The following is a 23689-nucleotide window of genomic DNA, read 5'->3' as shown; positions in this document are numbered from 1 at the left end:
CTTTCCTGCCACGTCGTGAGCCGGGCGGACTGGAGCCGCCCGGCGCTGTTCCTCGTCGAGGAGGTCCCGACGTCGGGTGTGGTCACCCTCGAGGGCGCCGAGGGCCGGCACGCGGCCGACGTGAAGCGGGTGGCGCCCGGCGAGGTGATCCTCGTCGGGGACGGTGCCGGGACGCGGGCGCGCGCGGAGGTCACGGCGGTCGGCAAGGGCCACGTGACCGCGGAGGTCCGCGAGACCCGCACCGACCCGCCGTCGGGAACGCGCCTGGTGCTGGCCCAGGCCCTGGCGAAGGGCGACCGCGGGGAGCTCGCCGTCGAGACCGCGACCGAGGCGGGGATCGACGCGGTCATCCCGTGGCGGGCGGAGCGCTGCGTGACCCAGTGGGACGACGGGCCGCGCGGGGCGAAGCAGCTCGCGCGGTGGCGGTCGAGCGTCACCGAGGCGGCCAAGCAGTCGCGCCGGGCGTGGGTGCCCGAGGTCGCCGAGCCGATGACGACGAACCAGCTCGCCCGACGTCTCGAACACAGCACGGCCCTGCTCCTGGAGGCGACGGCGGAGGTGTCGGTGGCGGACGTGGCGCTCGGCGAGGAGGTCGTCCTGCTCGTGGGCCCGGAGGGCGGCGTGACCGAGGCCGAGACGGAGCGGCTCGTGGCGGCCGGGGCGACGCCCGTGCGCCTCGGCCCGGACGTGCTGCGGACCTCGACCGCGGCGGCCGTCGCGCTCGGTGCGCTGGGCCTGCGCACGGGTCGGTGGGACGCGTGATGGCCCGCCGTTCGCTGCTCGGGCTGCTCGGACTCACGGGGTTGCTCGCGGCCTGCACGACGAGCCCCGCCGGGACGACGCCGGCGCCGCGCCCGGGCACCCCCGAGCCGGTGCCGCTGCGCTACGGCCCGGACCCGTCGCAGTACGCGGTGCTCCACCTGCCGCCGGGCGACCCCGGGGAGGGGCCGGAGGGGCCGCTGCCGGTCGTCGTGGTGATCCACGGCGGCTACTGGCGCGCGGCGTACGGCCTCGAGCTGGGGACGCCGCTCGCGGTGGACCTCACCAACGCCGACGTCGCGGCGCTGAACGTCGAGTACCGGCGCGTCGGCAACGGCGGCGGTTTCCCGACGACGCTCGCCGACGTCGCCGCGGCGGTGGACCTGCTCGCCGGGCCGGGCGAGGAGACCGCCCGCCGTGCGGGCCGCTCCCTGGACCTGACGAAGGTCGTGCTCCTCGGCCACTCCGCCGGCGGGCACCTCGCGGCGTGGGCGGCCTCGCGCTCGCGGCTGCAGGCGCCGGCGCCCGGGGCGGACCCGGTGGTCGTCCCGCGGGGCGTCGTCGCGCAGGCCGGCGTGCTCGACCTGGTCGCCGCGGCCCAGCAGAACCTCGGCGGCGCCGCCACGCAGGACCTGCTCGGCGGCGACCCGGTCACCCAGGCCGCGCGCTACGCCGTCGCCTCGCCGGCCGCGCTGGTCCCCGCGTCGTGCCCGGTCGTGGCGGTGCACGGGACCGCCGACGACACGGTGCCGATCGACCAGTCCCGCCGCTACGTCGCCGCGGCGACGGCCGCTCGTGGCCAGGCGCGCCTGGTCGAGCTGCCCGGCGTCGACCACTTCCAGCTCATCGACCCGGCCGCGCCCGCCTGGCGGACGGTGCGCGAGGAGGTGCTCGGCCTCCTGCGGTGACCGGTGGCGCGGGCCGCGACGCCGGAAAAGCGCGCGCCTGCGCTCGCCGGGGCTGCTACGGTCGGTCCCATCATGGAGCTCTGACGACGCCTCGACCCGCGCTGCGGCACACGCCCGGCGGGGTCCTCGCCCTCCGCGTCCGGAGTGTCGTCATGTCTCCCGCCCTGATCACGGGCCTCGAGCCCGTCGTCGCCCACGGTCTCGTCCGGACCTTCGGCGCTCGTCGCGTCCTCGACGGGATCGACCTCACCGTCGCCCCGGGCACGCGCCTCGGCCTGATCGGCGAGAACGGCACGGGCAAGTCCACGCTGCTGCGCCTGCTCGCGGGGGTCGACCGTCCCGACGCCGGGTCGGTGGGGGTCCCGTCGGACCTCGTGTACCTGCCGCAGGAACCGGGGGCCGATGCGTCGACGGTGGGGCGGATGCTCGACGACGCGCTCCGTCCGCTGCACGACGCGGTCGGGCGGCTGGAGGAGCTGGCGGCGCGCATGGCGACCGAGGACGGCGCCGACGTGGCGGCCGAGTACGACGCCGTGCTCGCGTGGGCCGTCACCCACGACGCGTGGGACGCCGACCGGCGCGCCGAGGTCACCGCCGCCACCCTCGGGGTGGCCGACCTCGACCGCGACCGTCCGGTGGCCACCCTCTCCGGCGGTCAGCGCACCCGGCTCGCCCTCGCGGCGGCGCTCGTGCGGCGGCCGGCGGTGCTGCTGCTCGACGAGCCCACCAACCACCTCGACGAGGCGGCCCTCGACCTGCTCGAACGCAGCCTCGTCGAGCTGCCGGGCGTCGTCGTCGCGGTGAGCCACGACCGGACGTTCCTCGACCGCGTCGCGACCGAGCTGGTCGACCTCGACGCCGGGGTCCTCGGCACCGACGGCCGCGGCGGGCAGCGGTTCGGCGGGTCGTTCACCGCCTACCTCGTGGCCCGGGCCGACTCGCGGCGCCGCTGGGAGGAGACGTTCGCCGCCCAGCAGGAGGAGATCGCCGCCCTGCGCGAGCGCACCCGGGTCGACCTGCGCGCGGTCGCCGCGGGTCGGGGGCCCACCGACAACGACAAGTTCGTCACGAAGTTCAAGGGCGCCGGGGTCGAGCGTGCCCGTGCCCGGCGGGTCCACGACGCCGAGCGCCGGCTCGAGGTGGCCGAGCGCGAGGCCCTGCCGAAGCCGCCGGAACCCCTCCGGTTCGCGGCCCCGCTCACCGGCGGCGCGGCGACCGTGTCGGTGCGCGACCTGCAGGTGACCGGACGGCTCCACCTGCCCCGGCTCGACGTCGGGACCGGGGAGAAACTGCTGGTCACCGGGCCCAACGGGACCGGGAAGTCCACCCTGCTCGACGTGCTCGCCGGGCACCTCGTCCCCGACGCCGGGTGGGTGCGGGTGGGGGCGCGGCGGGTCGCCCTGGTGCGCCAGGACCCGGTGTTCGCCCGGGACGACCTCCCCGCGCGGGACGCGTTCGCCGAGGCGGTCGGGGCGGAGGTGGCCGAGGCCGTGCCGCTGCGATCGCTGGGCCTGCTGCACCCCCGCGACCACGGCACCGCGGTGGGGGCGCTCAGCGTCGGGCAGCGGCGGCGGCTGTCGCTGGCGATCGCCGTCGCCGTGGCGCCGGACCTGCTGCTGCTCGACGAGCCCACCAACCACCTCTCGCTGCGCCTCGCGGGGGAACTCGAGTCCGCGGTCGCCGCGGCGGCGGGCACCGTCGTCGTGACCTCGCACGACCGCTGGCTGCGGTCGCGCTGGTCGGGCCCGACGCTGGACCTGGGTGTCGGAGGGGCGGTCTAGACTGGTTCACGCACGCATCACCGCACGGGGAGCACGCATCCTGAGTCCCACGTCCACCGACTCGTCCGGCGAGTCGCGCATCGTCGTCCCCGAGTCCGCGCTGCTCGCGCTGTTGGGCAAGCGCGACGAGAACCTCCGCGAGGCCGAGGAGCTGCTGGACGCCGACGTCCACGTCCGCGGCAACGAGCTGACCCTCACCGGCGCGCCGCCCGACGTGGCGTTCGCCGAGCGGGTCTTCGCCGAGCTGGTGGTCCTCGCCAGCCGCGGCCAGCAGATCGACCCCGACGCCGTGCGGCGCACCGTGCGCATGCTCGGCGACGACGCCGCGGAGTCGGCGTCGCCGGCCGAGGTGCTGAGCCTGGACATCCTGTCCCGGCGCGGACGCACGATCCGGCCCAAGACGCTCAACCAGAAGCGCTACGTCGACGCGATCGACGTCAACACCATCGTCTTCGGGATCGGCCCGGCCGGCACCGGCAAGACGTACCTGGCGATGGCCAAGGCCGTGCAGGCGCTGCAGGCCAAGCAGGTCAGCCGGATCATCCTCACCCGCCCCGCCGTCGAGGCGGGGGAGCGGCTCGGGTTCCTGCCCGGCACGCTCTCGGAGAAGATCGACCCGTACCTGCGCCCGCTGTACGACGCGCTGCACGACATGATGGACACCGAGGCGGTCCCGAAGCTGCTCGCGGCCGGCACGATCGAGATCGCGCCGCTGGCCTACATGCGCGGCCGCAGCCTCAACAATGCGTTCATCATCCTCGACGAGGCCCAGAACACCACGCCGGAACAGATGAAGATGTTCCTGACGCGGCTCGGGTACGACTCGCGGATCGTCGTCACCGGCGACGTCACGCAGGTCGACCTCCCCGGGGGCCAGACCTCCGGGCTGGCCGTGGTGCGGGAGATCCTCGACGGCGTCGACGACGTCTACTTCAGCGAACTGACCAGCGCCGACGTGGTCCGCCACCGGCTGGTCGCGGAGATCATCGACGCCTACGGCCGGTGGGACGCGCGGCAGAACAGCGGCCCCAAGGCCGTGCCCCCGCGCAACGGCCCGCCGCAGAACCGTCGGGAACGGCGGGGCCGCTAGATGAGCATCGAGATCGCGAACGAGTCGGGGGTCGACGTCGACGAGGCGCCGATCGTCGACGTCGCCCGCTACGCGCTCGACCGGATGGGGGTGAGCCCCCTCGCCGAGCTGTCGATCCTCCTCGTGGAGCTCGAGCCGATGGCCGAGCTGCACGAGCGGTGGCTCGACCTGCCGGGGCCGACCGACGTCATGAGCTTCCCGATGGACGAGCTGGACACGGCCAAGCGGCCGGACGCCCCGCCGTCCGGGCCGAGCCTGCTCGGCGACATCGTGCTGTGCCCGGCCTTCGCGCGGGACCAGGCGGTGTCGGCGGGACACTCGCTCGACGACGAACTGCACCTGCTGACCGTGCACGGCGTGCTCCACCTGCTGGGGTACGACCACGCGGAGCCCGACGAGGAGGCCGAGATGTTCGGCCTGCAGGGCGAGCTGCTCGGGGGCTGGCGGGCCGAGGTGGCCGAGCGCGCCCGCGCCGAGCGCGACCGGCTCACCCGCGAACGGCAGCGGGCCGCCGACGCGAAGCTGCTGGGCACGGTGGGCCTGGACGAGAGTCCGTCGTGACCGCCGCCCAGATCGGGCAACTGATCGCCGCGCTCGTCCTGGTCCCGCTGGCCGGGGTGTTCGCGGCGGCCGACTCGGCGATCACCACGATGTCGCCGGCGCGGGTCGACGGGCTCGTGCGGGAGGGCCGGGCGGGCGCGCGGTCGCTGGCCGCGGTCGTCGCGGACAAGCCGCGCCACCTCAACCTCCTGCTCCTGATGCGCCTGACCTGCGAGGCGGTGGCCACGGTGCTCGGCGCCTACGTGGCGTTGCAGCTCGTGTCCTCCGAGGGTTGGGCGGTGACGATCGCGGCGCTCGTCGTCGTGGTCGTGTCCTACGTGCTGATCGGGGTCGGGCCGCGCACGATCGGCCTGCAGCACCCCTACGGCGTGGGGCTCGCCGTCGCCGTGCCGATCCGCGCCCTCGCCCGGCTGCTCGGTCCGCTGGCCTCGCTGCTGATCCTCGTCGGCAACGCGATCACGCCCGGTCGCGGCTTTCGGGACGGGCCGTTCAGCCAGGAGGTGGAGCTGCGCGAGCTGGTCGACATGGCCGAGGCCCGCGGGCTCGTCGACGACGACGAGCGCTCCATGATCCAGTCGGTGTTCGAGCTCGACGACACGATCGTGCGCGAGGTGATGGTCCCGCGCACCGAGATGGTGTGGATCGAGCGGGACAAGTCGGTCCGGCAGGCCCTCGCCCTGGCGCTGCGCTCGGGCTACTCGCGCATCCCGGTGATCGGGGAGAACGTCGACGACACGGTCGGGGTCGTGTACCTCAAGGACCTGGTGCGCTTCACCACCGCGCGGCAGAACGACCCGCAGCACGCGCCGTCGGACCACTCCGGCGCGGTCGGCGAGATCATGCGACCGGCGGCCTTCGTGCCGGACTCCAAGCAGGTCGACGACCTGCTCCGGGAGATGCAGCGCACCCGCAACCACATGGCGCTCGTCGTCGACGAGTACGGCGGGATCGCCGGGCTGGTGACGATCGAGGACATCCTGGAGGAGATCGTCGGGGAGATCACCGACGAGTACGACACGGCGGAGCACCGCCCCGTCGACCGGCTCGACGACGGGTCGCTGCGGGTGTCCGCGCGGCTGCCCGTGGAGGACCTCGAGGAGGCCACGGGCGTCGAGTTCGAGGCCGAGGACGTGGACACGGTCGGCGGCCTGCTCGCTCAGCGGCTCGGGCGGGTGCCGCTGCCCGGCGCCGAGGCCGAGGTCGGGGGCCTGCGCCTGCGCGCCGAGGGCGGCGAGGACGATCGGGGCCGGATGCGCATCGTGTCCGTGCTGGTGTGGGACCCGCACCCGCCGTCGGAGGAGTCCGACGACACCGGGCGCGGGGACGACGGGGACGACGGGGACGAGACCGACACGCTCGTGAGCGCGAGCGGGCGACGGACCGGGGCCGAGCTCGGGCGCCGGGCGGGCGAGACGGGAGAGGACCAGCGTGGGTGACGTGTCAGGAGTCCCGGGGCCCAGCCCGCGGCACGACGTCGTCGTGGTCGGCGGCGGGATCGTGGGGCTCGCCGTGCTCACGGCCCTGCTCGACGCCGGGCACACGTCGGTCGCGCTCGTCGAGCGCGAGTCGTCGCTGGCCGGGCACCAGACGGGGCGCAACTCCAACGTCATCCACTCCGGGCTCTACTACGCGCCGGGCTCGCTGAAGGCCCGGCTCGCGGTGGCCGGCTGCGCGGAGACGAAGACGTTCTGCGCGGAGCACGACCTGCCCTACGTCGAGTGCGGCAAGGTCGTCGCGGCCACCTCGGAGGACGAGCTGCCGCGGATGGCCGAGCTGGTGCGCCGCGGGCGGGCCAACGGCGTCGAGGTGCACGAGCTGGACGCGGCGGGGGTGCGCGAGCGCGAGCCCGCCGTCAGCGCCGTCGCCGGGCTGTTCGTCCCGTCGACCGGCATCTGCGACTACGAGGCGATCACCGCGAAGCTGGCCGAGCTCGCCGTCGCGCGCGGCGCGGTGATCCACACCGGGCGCGCCGTGCGGTCGGCGGTGCGGCGGCGTTCCGACGTCGTGGTGCGCACCGACCGCGGCGACCTGCTCGCGGGGCAGGTCGTGGTGTGCGCGGGCCTACGCTCGGACGAGATCGCCCGCGCCTCGGGGTTCGACCCGGGCGTGCGCATCGTGCCCTTCCGCGGCGAGTACTCCGACCTGCGCGGGCCGAAGGCCGACGCCATCCGTGGCCTCGTCTACCCGGTGCCGGACCCGGCGTTCCCGTTCCTCGGGGTGCACGCCACCCGCGGGGTCGACGGGTCCGTGCACGTGGGACCGAACGCCGTCCTGGCGCTCGCCCGGGAGGGCTACGACTGGCGGACGCTGAAGGTGCGCGAGCTCGCCGGGACCCTCACCGACCCCGGCTTCCTCGCCCTCGCGGGCAAGCAGTGGCGCTACGGGATCGGCGAGATGCAGCGCTCGCTGTCGAAGGCCGCGATGGCGAAGGCGGTCTCGAAGATGCTGCCCGGCACCACGGCCGCCGACCTGCACCCGCCGCACGACGTCATGCGCCGTGCGGGCGTGCGGGCCCAGGCGGTGCGGCCGGACGGGTCGCTGGTGGACGACTTCCTGTTCAGGGAGGACACCGCGGACGAGGGCGACATCCGGGTACTGCACGTGCTCAACGCCCCGTCGCCCGCCGCGACGGCGGCTTTGCCGATCGGGCGCGAGATCGTGGCGCGGCTCGAGGGCAAGGACGCGGCGTGACCCAGCCCTGGCCGGAGGACTTCCGCTCCGGGTTCGCCTGCTTCGTGGGCCGCCCGAACGTCGGCAAGTCGACCCTGACGAACGCGCTGGTGGGGCAGAAGGTCGCGATCACGTCGTCGCGCCCGCAGACCACCCGCCACGCGATCCGCGGCATCGTCCACCGGGACGACGGGCAACTCGTGCTCGTCGACACCCCGGGGCTGCACAAGCCGCGGACCCTGCTGGGGGAGCGGCTCAACGACGTGGTGCGCACGACCTGGGCCGAGGTCGACGTGATCGGCTTCTGCGCGCCGGCCGACCAGGCGGTGGGGCCGGGCGACCGGTTCATCGTCTCGGAGCTGCGCAAGGTCGCCGACCGGACCCCCGTCGTCGGGATCCTGACCAAGACCGACCTCGCCCGGCCCGAGGTGATCGCCCAGCGCCTGCTGGAGCTGCAGGAGCTCGCCGACTTCGCCGAGATCGTCCCGGTGTCCGCGGTGTCGGGGAAGCAGGTCGAGCTGCTGACCGACCTGCTGCTCGGGCAGATGCCGCCCGGCCCGCCGCTCTACCCCGAGGGCGAGCTGTCCGACGAGCCCGAGACCACGATGATCGCGGAGTTCATCCGGGAGGCCGCGCTCGAGGGCGTGCGCGACGAGCTGCCGCACTCGCTGGCCGTCGTCGTCGAGGAGATGGTCGAGGGGAAGACCCTCAAGATCCGCGCCGAGATCTTCGTCGAGCGGCAGTCGCAGAAGGCCATCGTGATCGGCCGGGGCGGGTCGCGGCTCAAGGAGGTCGGGACCAACTCCCGGCAGCAGATCGAGAAGATGCTGGGCACGCAGGTCCACCTCGACCTGTTCGTCAAGGTGGCCAAGGACTGGCAGCGCGACCCGCGTCAGCTGCGCAAGCTGGGGTTCTGACCCGGCTCCCCGTGGCAGGAGAGCGTCGTTGCTGTCATCCACTGACAGGGACGCCCCGTCCTCGGAGCCGCGAGACCGCCGGTCAGCCGAGGTGCGCGAACAGCGGCGCCAGCTGACCGGTGTCGACGTACTCCTCGATGCGCGTGACCAGCCCGTCGCGGGAGTGCACGACCAGGGCGGCCGGGGCGTGCAGGCGCGACCCGTCGGGCAGCGTGCCGGTGACGACGTACTGCGCCAGGCCCGGCTCCCCGCCGTAGGCGCGGACGTCGACCATCGTGAAGTCGGGGACCACGGCCCGGATCGCACGCAGCGAGTCGAAGGTCGCCGGCACCGTCGGGGCCTCGACCTCGTCGAAGGAGTGCCACGTGACGGCGTCCGGGGCGAACAGGTCCGGCGGCGGCCCGTCCGCCGTGGTCGAGGCGAGCGCGTCGAGGACCCGTCCGGCGATCTCCACGCGGGCCACGCTAGGGCGCCATCGAGGGTGACACCAGGCATCGTCGCGGGTTGCGGGCCCTGTCTGACGTGAACCTCGGGACCGGGGCCGGCCGGGTCCGCCGACCAGCCGCCGGCCGGCCTCAGATCGAGTACGAGTACGAGAAGCTGCCTCCGCCGGCGATGATCAGCACCCAGAACAGGATCCACAGCGCACAGCCGATGCCACCGAGGACGAGGGCCGTGATCGCCAGCGGACGTCCGTTCTCGCCGCTGCGCGCGATCTGGCGCAGCGACACCCACCCGCAGACCACCGCGGCGAGCGGCACGAAGAACGCCGCGACGAGCGCCACGATCGACAGCACGTTGGTGCGCCGGGCCGGCGCGTGGGCGACCGGCGGGCCGTACCCCACGGGCTGGGCCGGGGGTTGGGCGTAGGCGGTCGGGTCGGGGACGAAGGGCTGCTGCTGCGGAGTGGTCATGGCGGGTCCTCCCGGGTCAGATGTGACTGAGCGTGACAGTAGACCGGAGGCGTCGACGCTCCAATGGGCCGAGCGAGTGAACGACGCCGACCGTCGGACCGGAGTGCCAGGATGGGTCCGTGGGCCTCTACCGCGACACCGGCGTGGTGCTGCGGTGTCAGAAACTCGGTGAGGCCGACCGGATCGTCACCCTCCTGACCCAGCACCACGGCAAGATCCGCGCCACCGCGAAGGGCGTCCGCCGGACCACCTCGAAGTTCGGCGCGCGCCTCGAGCCGTTCGGTCACGTCGACGTGCAGCTGCACACCGGTCGCAGCCTCGACATCGTCACGCAGGTGCAGACGGTCGACGCCTTCGGGGGCGACCTGGTCGCGGACTACCCCCGGTACACGGCGGGCTGCGCCCTGCTCGAGACCGCCGACCGGCTCACCCCCGAGGAGGGCGAGCCGGCCCGCGAGCTGTTCCTGCTGCTGGTCGGCGCCCTGCGCGGCCTCGCCGTCGGGCAGCGCGACCCGCACCTCGTCCTCGACGCCTACCTGCTGCGCGCGATGGTCATCGCCGGGTACGCGCCCGCCGTCACCGAGTGCGCCCGCTGCGGCGTCGAGCCCGAGACGCCCCTCGACGCCCCCGACGGGACGCACGGGTTCCACCGCCGCTTCGCGGTGGCGGCCGGGGGAGCGGTGTGCGACGACTGCCGTCCCGGCGGCGCGGTCGTCCCGTCGTGGTGGACCTGGCGGTTGCTCGAGGCCCTGCGCGACGGCGACTGGACCGCCGCCGAGCAGAGCCCGCCCGACGCCCGCCGCGACGCCGCGGGCCTCGTGGCCGCCCACCTGCAGTGGCACCTCGAGCGCCAGCTGCGCTCGCTCCCGCTCGTCGACCGCCGCGGCGCGGTCCCCCGGGTGGACCTGGAGGACGGGGTCCCGACGGCGGAGGAGGCCGACGACACCCGTCGTCGGGAAGCATCGGAAGGAGTCGTGTGAGCCCCCTGCGCCAGCGCGCCGGACGGAGCCGTGGCCGGTCGGGAGCCCGGCTGCGCGGTCCGGGCGACCCCACGGTGATGCCGCCGACCCCGCACCCGTCGGGCGCCACGGCGCCGGCGATCCCCGCGGAGCTCGTGCCGAACCACGTCGCGCTCGTGATGGACGGCAACGGTCGCTGGGCCAACCAGCGCGGGCTGCCGCGGATCGAGGGGCACCGGCACGGCGAGGCCCAGCTGCTGGACGTGGTGCGCGGCTGCATCGACGTCGGCGTCAAGTGGATCAGCGCCTACGCCTTCTCGACGGAGAACTGGCGGCGCAGCCCCGAGGAGGTCCGCTTCCTGCTCGGGTTCAACCGCGACGTGATCCGGCGCCGGCGCGACGAGATGCACGCGATGGGCGTGCGGGTGCGCTGGTCGGGTCAGCGGCCGCGGCTGTGGCGCAGCGTCATCAAGGAGCTCGAGATCGCCGAGGAGCTGACGAAGGACAACGACGTCGTCACCCTCACCATGTGCGTCAACTACGGCGGTCGCGCGGAGATCGTCGGGGCCGCGCGGGAGCTGGCGCGACGGGCCGCGCGCGGCGAGCTCGACCCGGAGCGGATCGACGAGCGTGCTCTCGCCCGGTACCTCGACGAGCCGGACATGCCCGACGTCGACCTGTTCGTGCGCAGCTCGGGGGAGCAGCGGACGTCGAACTTCCTGCTCTGGCAGTCCGCGTACGCCGAGATGGTCTTCCTCGACACGCTGTTCCCCGACTTCGACCGCCGGCACCTCTGGCAGGCCTGCGAGATCTACGCCGCGCGCGACCGCCGCTACGGTGGCGCCGTCGACGCGTCCGGGGTCGACGCCGGGGTCGACCCTGCCGAGGAGAGCTGAGTGAGCCGCGAGGCCGCCACCACCGCCACCCTGCTGATCACCGCCCGCGAGGCACTCGAGAAGTTCGTGGAGGTCCGCGTCGACGACGACGGCGCGCTCTCCTTCCGGCACGGCGACGTGCCGTGCGCGGTGCAGGGGGTGGAGCTCGTCGAGGGCCTCGCCGTGCTCTCGCTGACCTGCGTCGTCGCCTGGGACCTCCCCGACGACGACGTCCCGCGCCGGATGGCCGAGCGGGCGGGCCAGGGGCTCTTCGGCACGCTCGGCGTCGTGCGGACCGACGCCGGGTGGGACGTGACCCTGCGCTACGCGTTCCCGGCCGAGGGCCTGGCCGCGGATCCGCTCGGCACCCTGCTCATGCTCGTCGTGTCAACGGCCTCGCAGGTCCGGGCCGATCTCGCGGGTGGTTCCTGACTGCGGGTCACGCCGGGATTTCCCCCGATTGCGCGGTGTATGTCCCTTTCCTCCCGTAGGCTGCTCCGGACGTCGCATCCGGAGAGGAGGACGCCCGCCGGGATGCCGGGGGGCGTACCGGTATGACACAGCAGCAGGAGAGCCCTCCCGGGACATCACCGGAGGAACAGGGTGGAACGGCCGCCGACGTGAAGGGCGTGCCCGTCGACAAGGTCGTCTTCGGCGTCGGCGCCTCGCTGGCCGTGGTCTTCGTGCTCTGGGGCATCCTCAGCACGGAGTCGCTGAGCTCGGTGTCCAGCGGCATGATCAGCGGGCTGATCAAGGGCGGCGGGTGGCTGTTCATCCTCGCCGCCACCGGCTTCGTGGTGTTCGCGCTCTGGCTCGCGTTCTCGAAGTTCGGTCGCATCAAGCTCGGTGAAGAGGACGAGCAGCCCGAGTTCCGCACCGTGTCGTGGATCGCGATGATGTTCTCGGCCGGCATGGGCATCGGACTGATGTTCTACGGCGTCGCCGAGCCGCTGTCGTTCTTCACCAGCCCGCCGCCGGGGTCGGTGGTCGGCGGGGACCAGGTGGAGTCGCTGCGCACCGCGATGGCCACCTCGCTGTTCCACTGGACGCTGCACCCGTGGGCGATCTACGCCGTCGTCGGCCTCGCGATCGCGTACTCGACGTTCCGCAAGGGGCGTCGCCAGCTCATCAGCCAGGCCTTCATCCCGCTGATCGGCGAGAAGGCCGCCAACGGCACGCCCGGCCGGGTCATCGACATCATCGCGATCTTCGCGACGGTGTTCGGCTCCGCGGCCTCGCTCGGCCTCGGCGCCCTGCAGATCGGCGGCGGCCTCGACGCCACGGGCTTCCTGCCCGACGCGGGCAACGAGGTGCTCGTCCCGATCATCATCGTCCTGACGGCGGCGTTCATCCTGTCCGCGGTCTCGGGCGTCGCCAAGGGCATCCAGTGGCTCTCGAACATCAACATGGTGCTGGCCGGCGTGCTGGCGCTGTTCGTGTTCGTCGTCGGCCCGACGGTGATCATCCTCGACCTGCTGCCCACCGCGGTCGGCGCCTACTTCTCGGAGTTCTTCGAGATGGTGGGCCGCACCGAGGCGACCGGCGGCGCGCCGATGCTCGACTGGCTCTCGTCGTGGACGGTCTTCTACTGGGCCTGGTGGATCTCCTGGACCCCGTTCGTCGGCATGTTCCTGGCGAAGATCAGCCGCGGCCGCACGATCCGCCAGTTCGTCGGCGGCGTGATCCTCGTGCCGAGCCTCGTGTCGCTGCTCTGGTTCGCGATCTTCGGCGGGACGGCGATCACCCAGCAGCAGGCGGGCCTGAACCCGGCCGGCGCCGACACCGAGACGCAGCTGTTCTCGGTGCTGCAGGCCTACCCGCTGGCCACGGTCACCGGCATCCTGGTGATGGTGCTGGTCGCCATCTTCTTCGTCTCCGGCGCGGACGCCGCGTCGATCGTCACCGGCACGCTCTCGCAGCGCGGCACCGACGAGCCGAAGAAGTGGGTCGTCATCTTCTGGGGCGCCACGATGGGCCTCGTCGCGATGGTGATGCTGCTGGTCGGCGGCGAGGACGCCCTGTCCGGCCTGCAGAACCTGACGATCCTGGTCGCCGCGCCGTTCGTGATCATCATGATCGCCCTGTGCGTCGCCCTCACCCGCGATCTCAACCACGACCCGGTCGTGCTGCGCGAGATCAAGGGCACCGAGGTGATCGAGCAGGCGATCGACTACGGCACCGACAAGCACGGGGACGACTTCTACCTGCGGGTGCAGTCGTTCCCGGCCGACGCCGACGGTCCCTGGCGGACGACGGTGAACGAGGCAGGCGAGCGCGTCACCTACGCCGACGTCCGCCGCAACGGCGACCCGTTCCGCGAGTCCGACGAGCCGGTGCCCGCGGACGCCCCGGGGCGCCCGGACGCGGACGGGGTCGACGACACGCTGCAGGTGGGTCCGACGGGCGGCGCCGAGCGGGAGACCGCCGGGCGTCCGAGCGCCGACCGGGAGTAGTCGCAGAGCAGTCGTGGCCCACCGCTGACGCCGGACGTCAGCAGGTCGCCACGGCGCACGTGTGCACGGGCCGGGTGTCAGCCGTGGCCCACCGCTGACGCCGGACGTCAGCGGTGGGCCACGGCTGTCTCCGGGCCCCGCCGCCGGCGCGACCCGTCGTCAGGAACGGCAGCCCGAACAGGTGCCGATGATCTCCACCGTGTGGTCGATCTCGGCGAACCCGTGCTCCACGGCCACCTTCTCCGCCCAGTGCTCGACGGCGGGTCCCTCCACCTCGACCGTGCGCCCGCAGACGCGGCACACCAGGTGGTGGTGATGGGTGTCGGAGCAGCGGCGGTAGGAGGCCTCGCCCGCCGTCGTGCGCAGGACGTCGATCTCACCGGCGTCGGCGAGCGCCTGCAGCGTGCGGTAGACGGTGGTCAGGCCGATGCCCTCACCGCGGCGCCGGAGCTCCTCGTGGATGTCCTGGGCGGAGCGGAAGTCGTCGAGCTCGTCGAGGAGGTCGCCGATCGCCGCGCGCTGCCGGGTCGACCGCTGCCCGGGGACCACGGTCGGGCGTGATTCAGAGACCATGGGTCGAGCTCCGCTGCGTTGCGTCTCCCGCACTCATGCGTCCTCCTGCACGTGTTCGACGGCGTCGACCACGATATGGGCCAGGTGATCGTCCACCAACCGGTAGACCACCTCGCGGCCGCGTCGCTCGCCCCGGACCACGCCGGCCGCCTTGAGCACCCGCAGGTGCTGGCTGATCAGCGGCTGCGTGACGCCGAGGGTGTCCACCAGCTCGTGCACGCAGCGCGGCGAGACCCGCAGCTGCATGACGACCGCGATCCGCACCGGTGCGGCCAGGGCGCGCAGCAGCTCCCCGGCGGCCTCGAGCGTGCCCGGCTCCAGCGGCGCGGGGGCGTCGGGCACCGTCGGCGCCTCGTGGGAGACCGTCATCGCCACGCCACCCCGATCGTCACCAGCACCAGCACGACGAGCACCAGCGCCCGCGCCAGCCGCTCCGGACGGGACATCGCGGTCCACGTGGTGGCGAGCAGCGCCGCGACCCCGACGCACAGCAGCGCGAGCAGCAGCGCGCCGACGGCCCCGCCGAGGATCACGCCCGCCCCGAAGACGACCGCGACGACCAGGAACACGAGCACCGGCGACACCCCGGCCAACGGCCCGGTCCCGGGCAGCAGCGGGCGGCGCAGGTCGCCCCGCGCGGGCCGTCGTCCGCGTCCGTTCGCCACGGCGCTCCTCTCCGGCGACGCTCGTCGCCCTCCAGAATCCCATACTGACACCCGGTGTCGATAAGGTCCGGCGGTGCTCCTGGTCTGCCGCTTCCGCCCCGACGACGAGGCGGAGTTCCTCGACCGCGCCCGGCGCGCCGTCGGGCTTCTGGCCCCGCAGCCCGGCTGCGAGCGGGTCGAGGTCGCGCGGGCCGTCGAGGCGCCGGGGGAGTGGGTCCTGGTGGCCGTGTTCGAGTCCCTCACCGCCTACCGGCGCGCGCTGCAGCCCTTCGACGTCCGCGAGCACGTGGTCCCGTTCCTGTCCACGGCCTCCACCGCGGAGGAGGCCACCTTCGAGCGGCGGCTGACCGGGCTTCCCGACGGCGGGTGCGTCGAGCACCCGAGCATCCTCGGCTGAGGCCGGTCCGGACCCGCTCGATACGCTGGGTGGGCCAGCGAGCAGCAACAGGAGAGTCCTCAGTGCCCACCCCCACCGGCAGCGCCCGCATCGAGACCGTCGTCAATCTGTGCAAGCGACGCGGTTTCGTCTTCCCCTCGGGCGAGATCTACGGCGGTACCCGGTCGGCCTGGGACTACGGCCCCCTGGGCGTCGAGCTCAAGGACAACATCAAGCGCCAGTGGTGGCGGTACATGGTGCAGGGCCGCGACGACGTCGTCGGCCTCGACTCGAGCGTGATCCTGCCGCGCCAGGTGTGGGTCGCCTCGGGGCACGTCGACGTGTTCACCGACCCGCTGGTGGAGTGCACGAACTGCCACCGCCGGTTCCGCGCCGACCAGCTCGCCGAGGACTTCGCCGAGCGCACCGGCGGGCCGTCGCTCGAGTCCACCGACGCCGAGGGCCACGTCCACTTCGACCTCTCGACGGTGCCCTGCCCGAACTGCGGCAACCGCGGCCAGTACACCCCGCCGCGCGAGTTCAACATGATGCTGAAGACCTACCTCGGGCCCGTGGAGTCCGAGGAGGGCCTGCACTACCTGCGCCCGGAGACCGCGCAGGGGATCTTCGTGAACTTCGCCAACGTCATGTCGACGGCGCGCAAGAAGCCGCCGTTCGGCATCGGCCAGGTCGGCAAGAGCTTCCGCAACGAGATCACGCCGGGCAACTTCATCTTCCGCACGCGCGAGTTCGAGCAGATGGAGATGGAGTTCTTCGTCGAGCCGGGCTCCGACGAGCAGTGGCACCAGTACTGGATCGACGAGCGGACCCGCTGGTACACCGAGCTCGGGATCGCGCGGGAGAACCTGCGCCACTACGAGCACCCGAAGGAGAAGCTCTCCCACTACTCCAAGCGCACCGTGGACGTGGAGTACCGCTTCGGGTTCAACGCCGGCCAGGAGTGGGGCGAGCTCGAGGGCATCGCGAACCGCACCGACTTCGACCTCACGACGCACTCGAACCACTCGGGCGTCGACCTGAGCTACTACGACCAGGCGACCGACTCCCGCTACAAGCCCTACGTCATCGAGCCCGCGGCCGGCGTCGGCCGTCCGATGATGGCGTTCCTGCTCGAGGCCTACACCGAAGACGAGGCGCCGAACGCCAAGGGCGGCGTCGACAAGCGCACCGTGCTCAAGCTCGACCCGCGCCTCGCGCCGGTGAAGGCGGCGGTGCTGCCCCTGAGCCGCAACGCCGACCTCTCGCCGGTCGCGCGCGACGTCGCGGCCCGGCTTCGGCAGCACTGGAACGTCGACTTCGACGACGCCGGGGCCATCGGCCGCCGCTACCGGCGCCAGGACGAGATCGGCACGCCGTTCTGCGTCACCGTCGACTTCGACTCGATGGAGGACCGCGCCGCCACGGTGCGCCACCGCGACGAGATGACCCAGGAGCGGGTCTCGTTCGACCAGCTCGAGGGCTACCTCGCCGCGCGGCTCATCGGCTGCTGACCCGTCGGGGACGACGGGTGCGGCCGGGCCGTCGGACCCCTCACCTACGCTGGATCCCGTGACCCAGCTGAGTGAGGTCCTGGCCGGGGGCGACGACCCGGCCGCCCCCGTCGGCGTCGTGCGCGTGCTCGCGCGGCACGGCTTCGGCACCGTCGAACCCGGGCAGCTCCTGGCCGCGCGCGGCACGCTGATGGGCGAGATCGTCACGGCGGGGGACCTGCTCCGGGGCGCCCTCGAGGGGCCCGCCACGGAGCTGGCCCGCACGGCCCTGAGCGCCCCGAGCACGCAGGAGGCGCACGTCGCGGAGGACGACGCGGTCGCCGCCGGCCTCGCGTGCGCGGGCGGCGCCACGCTCCTCGCGCACCCCCTCGACGGCGATGCCGCGCACGCCCTCGCGCGGGGCTTCGCCGACGGCGTCCCGGCCGCGCTGGTCTCGACCACCGACGGCACCGCCGCGCTGGTCCTCGTCGGGGGCGACCTCGCCGAGCGGCACGGCACCCTCGGCTCCGGCGCCCTGGACACCGCCGCGACCGAGCACCTCGCCGGCCTGCTGCGGCGCGGCGCCACCGCCACCGACCGCACCGAGCTCGCGGGCACCGAGGTGCTCGTCGACCTCTGGGTCCCGGTGCCCTCCCTGCTGGTCGTCGGGGCCGGCGCGCTCGGCGAGGCCCTGGCCGCCCAGGCGGGCGTCCTCGGCTGGGGCTGCCGCACGGTGGGCACGGTCGCGGAGACCACCGCCGCGGTCGAGGCGTTCACCGACGCCGACGTCCTCGTGCTGCTCGACCACGACCCGGCCTTCGACGAGGCCCTGCTCGCGGGCCTGCGTCACGGGCGCGGGTTCCTCGGCGCCCTCGGGTCGCGCCGCACCCAGGCCGCGCGCCGCGAGCGGCTGCTCGCCGCGGGCGTCACCGAGGAGCAGCTCGCGACGATCCACGGGCCGGTCGGGCTCGACCTCGGGGCCCGCACCCCCGCCGAGACCGCGGTGTCGGTCGTCGCCGAGGTGCTCGCCGTCCGGTCCGGCCGCGACCCCGGGGCGCTGTCCGCCGGGCGCGGGCAGATCGGGGCGTGAGCCGCTCGCGGGCGGCCCTCACGTGGGCGCCGCGGGTCGTCGTCGGCGCGCTGGTCATCGCCCTGCTGCTGGTCGGCGGGACGGCGGCGCGCGTGTGGTGGCTCGTCGACCGACATGATCCTGGTGCTCGGCGCCGCCCAGTACGACGGCCGCCCGTCCCCGGTGCTCGAGGCCCGGCTGGAGCACGCCCTCGCGCTCTACCAGCAGGGCGTCGCGCCCCGGATCGTCACGGTCGGCGGGGCGGCCCGCGGGGACCAGTTCTCCGAGGCCGAGAGCGGCGACCGGTGGCTCACCGAGCACGGCGTGCCCAACCGCGACGTGCTCGCGATCGACGAGGGCAGCGACACCCTGGGCAGCTTCGAGGCCGTCGGCTCGGTGGCCCGGCAGCGCGGGTGGAGCTCGGCGGTCATCGTGTCCGACCCGTGGCACTCGCTGCGCTCGCGCACCATGGCCCGGGACGTGGGGCTCGACGCCACCACGTCGCCGGCCAAGGGCGGCCCGGTGTCGCAGACCCGACGCACGCAGGTCTTCTACATCGTCCGCGAGACGGCGGGGTTGATCTACTACCACCTCGCGCACGCCTCGTCGGACTTCTCCGACCCCGGCCTGCAGTGACGGGCCGCGGAGCGGAGCCGGAACGGGCGGTGCCGTGACCATCCGTCGTCGGGACGAGCGCTTCTCACCCGAGGCGCCCAAGCGCGGCCGGGACCGGCGCTCGCCGATCGCGCGCGACCGCGGGCGGGTGCTGCACTCGGCGGCGCTGCGGCGGCTGGCGGGCAAGACCCAGGTGGTGGGCCCGGGGGAGGACGCGGAGATCACCGGCGTGCCGCGGACGCGTCTCACGCACTCCCTGGAGGTCGCGCAGATCGGCCGGGGGATGGCCGAGGAGCTCGGGCTCGACCCGGACGTCGTCGACACCGCGGGCCTCGCCCACGACATCGGCCACCCGCCGTTCGGGCACAACGGCGAACGGGCCCTCGACGCGGTCGCGGCCGAGGCCGGCGGGTTCGAGGGCAACGCGCAGACGCTGCGGCTGCTCACCCGGCTCGAGCCGAAGACGCTGGAGGAGGGCCCCGCCTCGGGTCTCAACCTCACCCGCGCCACGCTCGACGCCTGCATGAAGTACCCGTGGAGCCGCAGCCCCGGGGGACGGTCGAAGTTCGGCGTCTACGCCGACGACGTCGAGGTCTTCGCGTGGATCCGTGACCCGACCGACCGCCGCGCCTGCCTGGAGGCGCAGGTCATGGACTGGTCCGACGACGTCGCCTACTCCGTCCACGACGTCGAGGACGCGATCCTCGCCGCCCGGATCGACCCCGCCCGCCTCGCCGTTCCCGACGACGGGTTGATCGCCCTGGCGGCCGCGGCCTTCGCCGGCGAGGCCGACGAGCTGGCCCGCGCGGCGGACCGGCTCGCGGCGTTCCCGCCGCTGCGGGCGGTCGCCGACCTCGACGCCCCGGGCAGCCTCGCCGCCCAGGTCGCGCTCAAGCGCCTCACCAGCGAGCTCGTGGGCCGGTTCGTGGCCGCGGCGGTCGAGGAGACGATCGCGACGACCGGCCGCGAGTGCCCGGAGCCGACCGACGACCTCGTCGTCCCGGGCTGGGCGCGCTCCGAGGTGACCCTGCTCAAGGCGGCCGCGGTGCGCTGGGTGATGTCCGACCCCGTCCGGCTCAGCGCGCAGGAGGCCGAACGGGGGCTGCTGACGGACCTGGTCGGGCGACTGTGGGACGGCGCACCGGACGCGTTGGACCCCGCGTTCCGCCCGGCGTGGGACGCTGCCCCGGACGACGCGGCGCGGCTGCGGGTCGTCGTCGACCAGGTCGCGGTCCTGACCGACGCGCAGGCCCGGTCCTGGCACCGGCGCGGGGAGGGACGATGAGCGACACGATGGCCCAGGCGTCCGCCTCCCCGACGCGCGTCCGCGCCCTGCCGGCCGACCTCGCCCGGCGGGCGCGTCGACGTCCGGTGACGGTCACCGCGGTCGCGCTCTCCCTCGCGGTCGTGGCCTACGGCCTGCTCGTCTGGCAGCGGCGCTGGGTCTCCGACGACGGCCTGATCTTCCTGCGCACGGTCCGGCAGATCCTCGAGGGCCACGGCCCCGTGTTCAACGTCGGCGAGCGGGTGGAGACCAACACCTCCACGCTCTGGACCGTCGTGCTGCTCGGCCTCGCCCTGCTGCCCGTGCCGCCGGAACCGGCCGCGCTCGTGGTCGGCGGCCTGCTCTCGGTCGCGGCCCTCGGGTTCGGCATGGACGCGGCCCGCCGGCTGACCGGACTCGGCCGCGTGGTGGTGCCCGCCGGGGCGCTCGTGGTCCTCGCGATGCCGCCGTTCTGGGACTTCGGGACGTCGGGCCTGGAGACCGGTCTGTCCTTCTCCTGGCTCGCGTTCGCGTGGTGGCTGCTGGTGCGCCGCTCCCAGCGCGAGCCCCGGCTGTTCGTCGCCGCGGGGTCCCGACGACGGCCGGGGGCGGCCTGGCCGGTCGCGCTCGTCCTGGGGCTCGGCCCGCTCGTGCGCCCCGACCTGGCCGTCGTCGCCGCCGCGGGTGGGATCGCGCTCGCCGTCCTCGAGCAGCCCCGGGACCGCCGCGGTGCGGGACGGGTCGTCGGGCTCGGCGCCCTCTGCGTGGCACCGGCCCTCGCGTACGAGGTGTTCCGCGCGGGCTACTACGGCCTGCTCGTGCCGTCGACGGCCCTCGCGAAGGAGGCCGGGGTTTCCCGCTGGGGCCGCGGCTACTCCTACCTGCGCGACACCGTGGCGACCTACTGGCTCCTCGTCCCGGCCGGGGTGCTCGCCGCAGCCGCCCTGCTGATGGTGGCCCAGCGCGTCGCGCGGTCGGGCTGGTGGGCCCGTCGTCGGGACGCCGCCGCGGCCACCCTGCCGGAGGGCGGGGCGGACGTGCGCCGCACCCGCGCCTGGGACCGGGCGGGCACCGTCGCGGTGGCCGTGGCGCCGGTGCTGGGCGGGCTCGCGATGCTGCTCTACGTCACGCGTGTCGGCGGCGACTTCATGCACGCCCGGATGCTGCTCCCGGCGATCTTCGCGATGCTGCTGCCGGTGATGGCCCTGCCGGTGCGCCGGCGGACCGTGCTGCCGCTGGTGGTCCTCGCGGTGTGGGCGGCCGTCGTCGGCACCACGGCGCGGCCGAACTACCACGGGATCTCGCCGTCCGGGATCGCCGACGAGCGCGGCTTCTACACGCAGCTGCTCGGCAACCCGCACCCCGTCACCGCCGACGACTACCGCGCCCACCCCTACGTGGCCGGTGGCGCGGCGCTCGTGGCGGACGCTCCGCGGCCGGTGGTGGCGCTGCTCGCGCGCGGCACGGGGCCCGCGGGACCGGAGTGGGACCTCGTGCCGCTCGCCCCCGGCAGCCCCTCGGGTCTCGTGTTCCTGAACCTGGGTGCCGCCGGCGCGCTGAACCCGCTCGACGTGCGGGTCACCGACACCGTGGGCCTCGCCGACCCCCTCGCGGCCCACACCACCAACGTCCCCGACGGGCGCACCGGCCACGACAAGAACCTCCCCGCCGCGTGGTTCGTCGCGGCCGGTGGGGGAGCGGCCGTCGACAGCCGGGCGGCGACCGGTGCGGACGTGGCCGCCGCGGCCCGGGCGTTGCGGTGCCCGGCGATCGTGGAGCTGCGGGACTCGGTCTCGGCGCCGCTGACCTGGACACGGTTCTGGGACAACCTCGTCGGCGCCCCGGCCCGGACCGAGCTGCGGTTCCCGCGCGACCCGGTGCTCGCCGAGGTGTCGTGCACGCCACCCGCTCGCTGAGCGCTGCACTGCTCCGTTCCGGTGGTGTTTCCCGATGCTCACGGAACCCTGACACCGTGTTCCAACGGCCGGTGGGACCAGCGCCCACCGCTGAATGCGCGCGTGGGACTGCCCTGAACGGGCCTAGCTGGTAGCCGAACGCGCGGCACGGATTCATCCGGATGCGGAGCGAGTAGGGCGTCCGGCCCGAGGACCAGCACTGGTGCGCACGACCCGGACCGGGGACGCAGCGTTCGTCGGCAGACGGATGAATCGGACGTCGTTGGTCCGTTCGGACTCGTTGCCGCTCACGCACCGCGAACCTACGGTGCGTCGGTCCTGTTCATCGGACCGACGAAGGAATCGCGTGGTCGCACTCGGTCGGGGGACCTCCCCAGTCGACGCGGTCCCGCTCACCGGCACCCCGGGGGCGGTCACCGCCCTGCCGGACTCCCTGGTCGCGCTCGGAGACCTCCCCGGCGCCCGCCACGTCCTCGTCGTGGACGCGATCGGTGACCACGTCCGCGGGGAGCTCGGCGGCCCGCCCGACGCGGACCTCGCCGTCCTCACCTGGGCCCGGCGGATCGCCGACGTCTCGCGCGAACGCGGGCGCACGATGGAGGACGTCGTCCTGACGACGGAGTCCGCCCACCACCTGGTGCGCACCGTCCCCGGCGTGGGCGAGGACGTCTGGGTGGTGCTGCGCATCGACCGGGAGCAGGGCAACCTCGCGCTCGCCCGGCGCGCCCTCGCCGGCGTCGGCACGAGGCGCACGCGAACCCTGCCTGCGGGCCCCCGGGTGCTGCCCGCGGAGAGTGCCGGGTCCACCCGGGAGGCCGCGCCCGCCGACCGCGTCGAGCGGCGCCGGTCGCCGGCGACCCCGCCCGCCGTCCCGCCCGCCGTCCCGCTCGCGGCACCCCGGTCGAACGGCCCCGCCACCGGGTCCCTGCCGGCCGCGATGCCGTCGGCCGGGACGCCCGTGCCCCTCGCGCCGGCACCCCGACGGGCCCCCGACCACGACCTGCCCCGGCCCACCCCCCGCCCCGGCTCCGACGTGCCCGCCCTGGCGTTCCTGCCGGAGCGCCGACCGGCCACCCCGCTCCCGCCGTCCTCGCCGCCGTCCGCCCCGCCGGCCGGTCGGCCGGCCCTGCTGGTGCCCGAGGAGGTCCCGCCGCCTCCGGCCGCCCCGGCCGCCCCGGCCGACGCCAGTGGCGCCGTGCGCATCCCGGACGTCTCCGGTGAGCCGTCACCGATCCCGGACGGGGACGACGACGGCGACCTGCACGCGTCCGGTGGGACCGGCACGCCGTCGACGACCGACATCCCGCCGACGCCCGAGGCCGACCCGGAGCAGGACCGACCCGGCACCGAGCCCGGCCTGCGGGACCCCCGGCGGCGTCCCCTGACCGTCCGCCAGGCCCGGACGTGGCGGACCGCCCCGGAGGTCCCGGCCGCCCGCGAACCGGCCGAGCCCGTCCCGGCGGCCCCCGCCGCGCCCACGATCCCCGCGCCGCGGGCCGCGTCGCTGTTCGCGCCCGTCGTCGTGGTGCCGCCCCCGCCGTCCCCGGTCGACGACGACACCACCGAGGTCCCCGCCCCGGTGCCCTACCCGATCATCACCGCCCCGCCGCTCGACCCGGCCCCCGCGCCGGCCGCGGCGGACCCCGGACCCGCGCCGGAGGAGGAGCAGGCCGCCACCGCCGCCGGCCTGCCCCGCCGTTCCCCCGGCGCGAACCTGCGGTCGCCGACGCCCGCACCCGATCCCGCCCCGGCAGCCGCGCTGTCGACCGGGATACCGGGGTGGAGCACCGAGCCGTCCGAGCTGCGCCGCCTGCTCCTCGGACTGCGCCGCCTC

The 23689-nt window shown here is 74.6% G+C and carries 23 protein-coding genes and 1 pseudogene; 19 read left to right on the top strand and 5 right to left on the bottom strand.

Annotation, left to right across the window (positions count from 1 at the left end; genetic code table 11):
- The first annotated feature begins 15 nt into the window (after positions 1-15).
- The 8 genes from LN037_RS05060 to era all read left to right on the top strand — a co-directional run bounded on the left by LN037_RS05060 (position 16) and on the right by era (position 8686).
- Entirely contained in the window at positions 16-762 is a 747-nt protein-coding gene (locus LN037_RS05060) for a 16S rRNA (uracil(1498)-N(3))-methyltransferase (protein ID WP_230750452.1), read from the top strand.
- Positions 762-1667 carry an alpha/beta hydrolase family protein gene (locus tag LN037_RS05055; RefSeq protein WP_230750450.1) on the top strand — a complete coding sequence of 302 codons (906 nt, stop codon included), beginning with the start codon at positions 762-764 and terminating at the stop codon, positions 1665-1667. Before LN037_RS05060 ends, LN037_RS05055 begins: the two co-directional genes overlap by 1 nt.
- A gap of 152 nt (positions 1668-1819) precedes the next feature.
- On the top strand, positions 1820-3448 hold the full coding sequence (locus tag LN037_RS05050) for an ABC-F family ATP-binding cassette domain-containing protein (protein WP_230750448.1): 1629 nt from the start codon (positions 1820-1822) through the stop codon (positions 3446-3448).
- Between the two features lie 37 nt (positions 3449-3485).
- Complete coding sequence (locus LN037_RS05045; protein WP_230751105.1) at positions 3486-4538, top strand: PhoH family protein; 1053 nt, start codon at positions 3486-3488, stop codon at positions 4536-4538.
- Positions 4539-5099, top strand: a complete 561-nt coding sequence (ybeY, locus tag LN037_RS05040) for an rRNA maturation RNase YbeY (protein WP_230750446.1) — start codon at positions 4539-4541, stop codon at positions 5097-5099.
- Positions 5096-6535 carry a hemolysin family protein gene (locus tag LN037_RS05035; protein ID WP_230750444.1) on the top strand — a complete coding sequence of 480 codons (1440 nt, stop codon included), beginning with the start codon at positions 5096-5098 and terminating at the stop codon, positions 6533-6535. The genes ybeY and LN037_RS05035 overlap by 4 nt, the downstream gene beginning before the upstream one ends.
- 1 nt (position 6536) lies before the next feature.
- On the top strand, positions 6537-7790 hold the full coding sequence (gene lhgD / locus LN037_RS05030; RefSeq protein ID WP_230750442.1) for an L-2-hydroxyglutarate dehydrogenase: 1254 nt from the start codon (positions 6537-6539) through the stop codon (positions 7788-7790).
- Complete coding sequence (gene era, locus LN037_RS05025) at positions 7787-8686, top strand: GTPase Era (protein WP_230750440.1); 900 nt, start codon at positions 7787-7789, stop codon at positions 8684-8686. The genes lhgD and era overlap by 4 nt, the downstream gene beginning before the upstream one ends.
- 82 nt (positions 8687-8768) lie before the next feature.
- Here the strand turns inward: era and LN037_RS05020 are convergent, their stop codons facing one another.
- Both LN037_RS05020 and LN037_RS05015 read right to left on the bottom strand, forming a co-directional pair.
- Positions 8769-9140, bottom strand: coding sequence for a nuclear transport factor 2 family protein (locus LN037_RS05020; protein WP_230750439.1), 372 nt, complete (start codon positions 9138-9140; stop codon positions 8769-8771).
- Positions 9141-9261: 121 nt separating this feature from the next.
- A complete protein-coding gene (locus LN037_RS05015; protein ID WP_230750437.1) occupies positions 9262-9600 on the bottom strand; it encodes a DUF4190 domain-containing protein in 339 nt (112 codons plus the stop codon).
- Positions 9601-9719: 119 nt separating this feature from the next.
- On the opposite strand from LN037_RS05015, the gene recO reads away from it, so the two are divergent.
- The 4 genes from recO (at position 9720) to LN037_RS04995 (ending at position 13887) form a co-directional block, all read left to right on the top strand.
- The gene (recO, locus tag LN037_RS05010; RefSeq protein ID WP_230750436.1) at positions 9720-10580 is read left to right on the top strand and encodes a DNA repair protein RecO; all 861 of its coding nucleotides are present in this window, start codon (positions 9720-9722) and stop codon (positions 10578-10580) included.
- A gap of 77 nt (positions 10581-10657) precedes the next feature.
- Positions 10658-11455, top strand: coding sequence for an isoprenyl transferase (locus LN037_RS05005; RefSeq protein WP_230751103.1), 798 nt, complete (start codon positions 10658-10660; stop codon positions 11453-11455).
- Complete coding sequence (locus LN037_RS05000) at positions 11456-11866, top strand: hypothetical protein (protein WP_230750434.1); 411 nt, start codon at positions 11456-11458, stop codon at positions 11864-11866.
- Positions 11867-11988: 122 nt separating this feature from the next.
- Entirely contained in the window at positions 11989-13887 is a 1899-nt protein-coding gene (locus LN037_RS04995; RefSeq protein WP_372460383.1) for a BCCT family transporter, read from the top strand.
- Positions 13888-14046: 159 nt separating this feature from the next.
- On the opposite strand, the gene LN037_RS04990 is transcribed toward LN037_RS04995, so the two are convergent.
- The 3 genes from LN037_RS04990 to LN037_RS04980 are packed head-to-tail and all read right to left on the bottom strand — an operon-like array spanning position 14047 to position 15125.
- Positions 14047-14460: a Fur family transcriptional regulator gene (locus LN037_RS04990; RefSeq protein WP_230750431.1), complete on the bottom strand. Its 414-nt coding sequence runs from the start codon at positions 14458-14460 to the stop codon at positions 14047-14049.
- Positions 14461-14493: 33 nt separating this feature from the next.
- The gene (locus LN037_RS04985; protein ID WP_230750430.1) at positions 14494-14829 is read right to left on the bottom strand and encodes an ArsR/SmtB family transcription factor; all 336 of its coding nucleotides are present in this window, start codon (positions 14827-14829) and stop codon (positions 14494-14496) included.
- Positions 14826-15125 (bottom strand): hypothetical protein, encoded by a 300-nt coding sequence (locus LN037_RS04980; protein WP_230750428.1) that lies wholly within the window; start codon positions 15123-15125, stop codon positions 14826-14828. Before LN037_RS04980 ends, LN037_RS04985 begins: the two co-directional genes overlap by 4 nt.
- Before the next feature lie 73 nt (positions 15126-15198).
- Here LN037_RS04980 and LN037_RS04975 point away from each other — a divergent pair, with 73 nt between their 5' ends.
- The 7 genes and pseudogenes from LN037_RS04975 to LN037_RS04945 form a co-directional block, all read left to right on the top strand.
- Positions 15199-15522: an antibiotic biosynthesis monooxygenase family protein gene (locus tag LN037_RS04975; protein WP_230750427.1), complete on the top strand. Its 324-nt coding sequence runs from the start codon at positions 15199-15201 to the stop codon at positions 15520-15522.
- Between the two features lie 62 nt (positions 15523-15584).
- A complete protein-coding gene (locus LN037_RS04970; protein WP_230750426.1) occupies positions 15585-17012 on the top strand; it encodes a glycine--tRNA ligase in 1428 nt (475 codons plus the stop codon).
- Between the two features lie 58 nt (positions 17013-17070).
- A complete protein-coding gene (locus tag LN037_RS04965) occupies positions 17071-18081 on the top strand; it encodes an XdhC family protein (RefSeq protein WP_230750424.1) in 1011 nt (336 codons plus the stop codon).
- A gap of 114 nt (positions 18082-18195) precedes the next feature.
- The gene (locus tag LN037_RS04960) at positions 18196-18696 is read left to right on the top strand and encodes a YdcF family protein (RefSeq protein ID WP_308286108.1); all 501 of its coding nucleotides are present in this window, start codon (positions 18196-18198) and stop codon (positions 18694-18696) included.
- Positions 18697-18730: 34 nt separating this feature from the next.
- A complete protein-coding gene (locus LN037_RS04955) occupies positions 18731-19960 on the top strand; it encodes a deoxyguanosinetriphosphate triphosphohydrolase (protein WP_372460382.1) in 1230 nt (409 codons plus the stop codon).
- The gene (locus LN037_RS04950; RefSeq protein ID WP_230750423.1) at positions 19957-21855 is read left to right on the top strand and encodes an arabinofuranosyltransferase AftB family protein; all 1899 of its coding nucleotides are present in this window, start codon (positions 19957-19959) and stop codon (positions 21853-21855) included. The genes LN037_RS04955 and LN037_RS04950 overlap by 4 nt, the downstream gene beginning before the upstream one ends.
- Positions 21856-22201: 346 nt before the next feature.
- Positions 22202-23689 (top strand): annotated as a pseudogene (locus LN037_RS04945) (hypothetical protein); the annotation flags it as partial.

The sequence above is a fragment of the Actinomycetospora soli genome, from assembly GCF_021026295.1.
Classification (GTDB): domain Bacteria; phylum Actinomycetota; class Actinomycetes; order Mycobacteriales; family Pseudonocardiaceae; genus Actinomycetospora; species Actinomycetospora soli.
This window is presented reverse-complemented; position numbering and strand designations above follow the sequence as displayed.

What these genes read in the sequence shown, in the direction of transcription:
- LN037_RS05055 (WP_230750450.1), top strand. Translation starts at nt 762, where the DNA reads ATGGCCCGCCGTTCGCTGCTCGGGCTGCTCGGACTCACGGGGTTGCTC.
- LN037_RS05050 (WP_230750448.1), top strand. Translation starts at nt 1,820, where the DNA reads ATGTCTCCCGCCCTGATCACGGGCCTCGAGCCCGTCGTCGCCCACGGT.
- ybeY (WP_230750446.1), top strand. Translation starts at nt 4,539, where the DNA reads ATGAGCATCGAGATCGCGAACGAGTCGGGGGTCGACGTCGACGAGGCG.
- LN037_RS05015 (WP_230750437.1), bottom strand. Translation starts at nt 9,600, where the DNA reads ATGACCACTCCGCAGCAGCAGCCCTTCGTCCCCGACCCGACCGCCTAC.
- LN037_RS05005 (WP_230751103.1), top strand. Translation starts at nt 10,658, where the DNA reads ATGCCGCCGACCCCGCACCCGTCGGGCGCCACGGCGCCGGCGATCCCC.
- LN037_RS04995 (WP_372460383.1), top strand. Translation starts at nt 11,989, where the DNA reads ATGACACAGCAGCAGGAGAGCCCTCCCGGGACATCACCGGAGGAACAG.
- LN037_RS04990 (WP_230750431.1), bottom strand. Translation starts at nt 14,460, where the DNA reads ATGGTCTCTGAATCACGCCCGACCGTGGTCCCCGGGCAGCGGTCGACC.
- LN037_RS04985 (WP_230750430.1), bottom strand. Translation starts at nt 14,829, where the DNA reads ATGACGGTCTCCCACGAGGCGCCGACGGTGCCCGACGCCCCCGCGCCG.
- LN037_RS04960 (WP_308286108.1), top strand. Translation starts at nt 18,196, where the DNA reads ATGATCCTGGTGCTCGGCGCCGCCCAGTACGACGGCCGCCCGTCCCCG.
- LN037_RS04950 (WP_230750423.1), top strand. Translation starts at nt 19,957, where the DNA reads ATGAGCGACACGATGGCCCAGGCGTCCGCCTCCCCGACGCGCGTCCGC.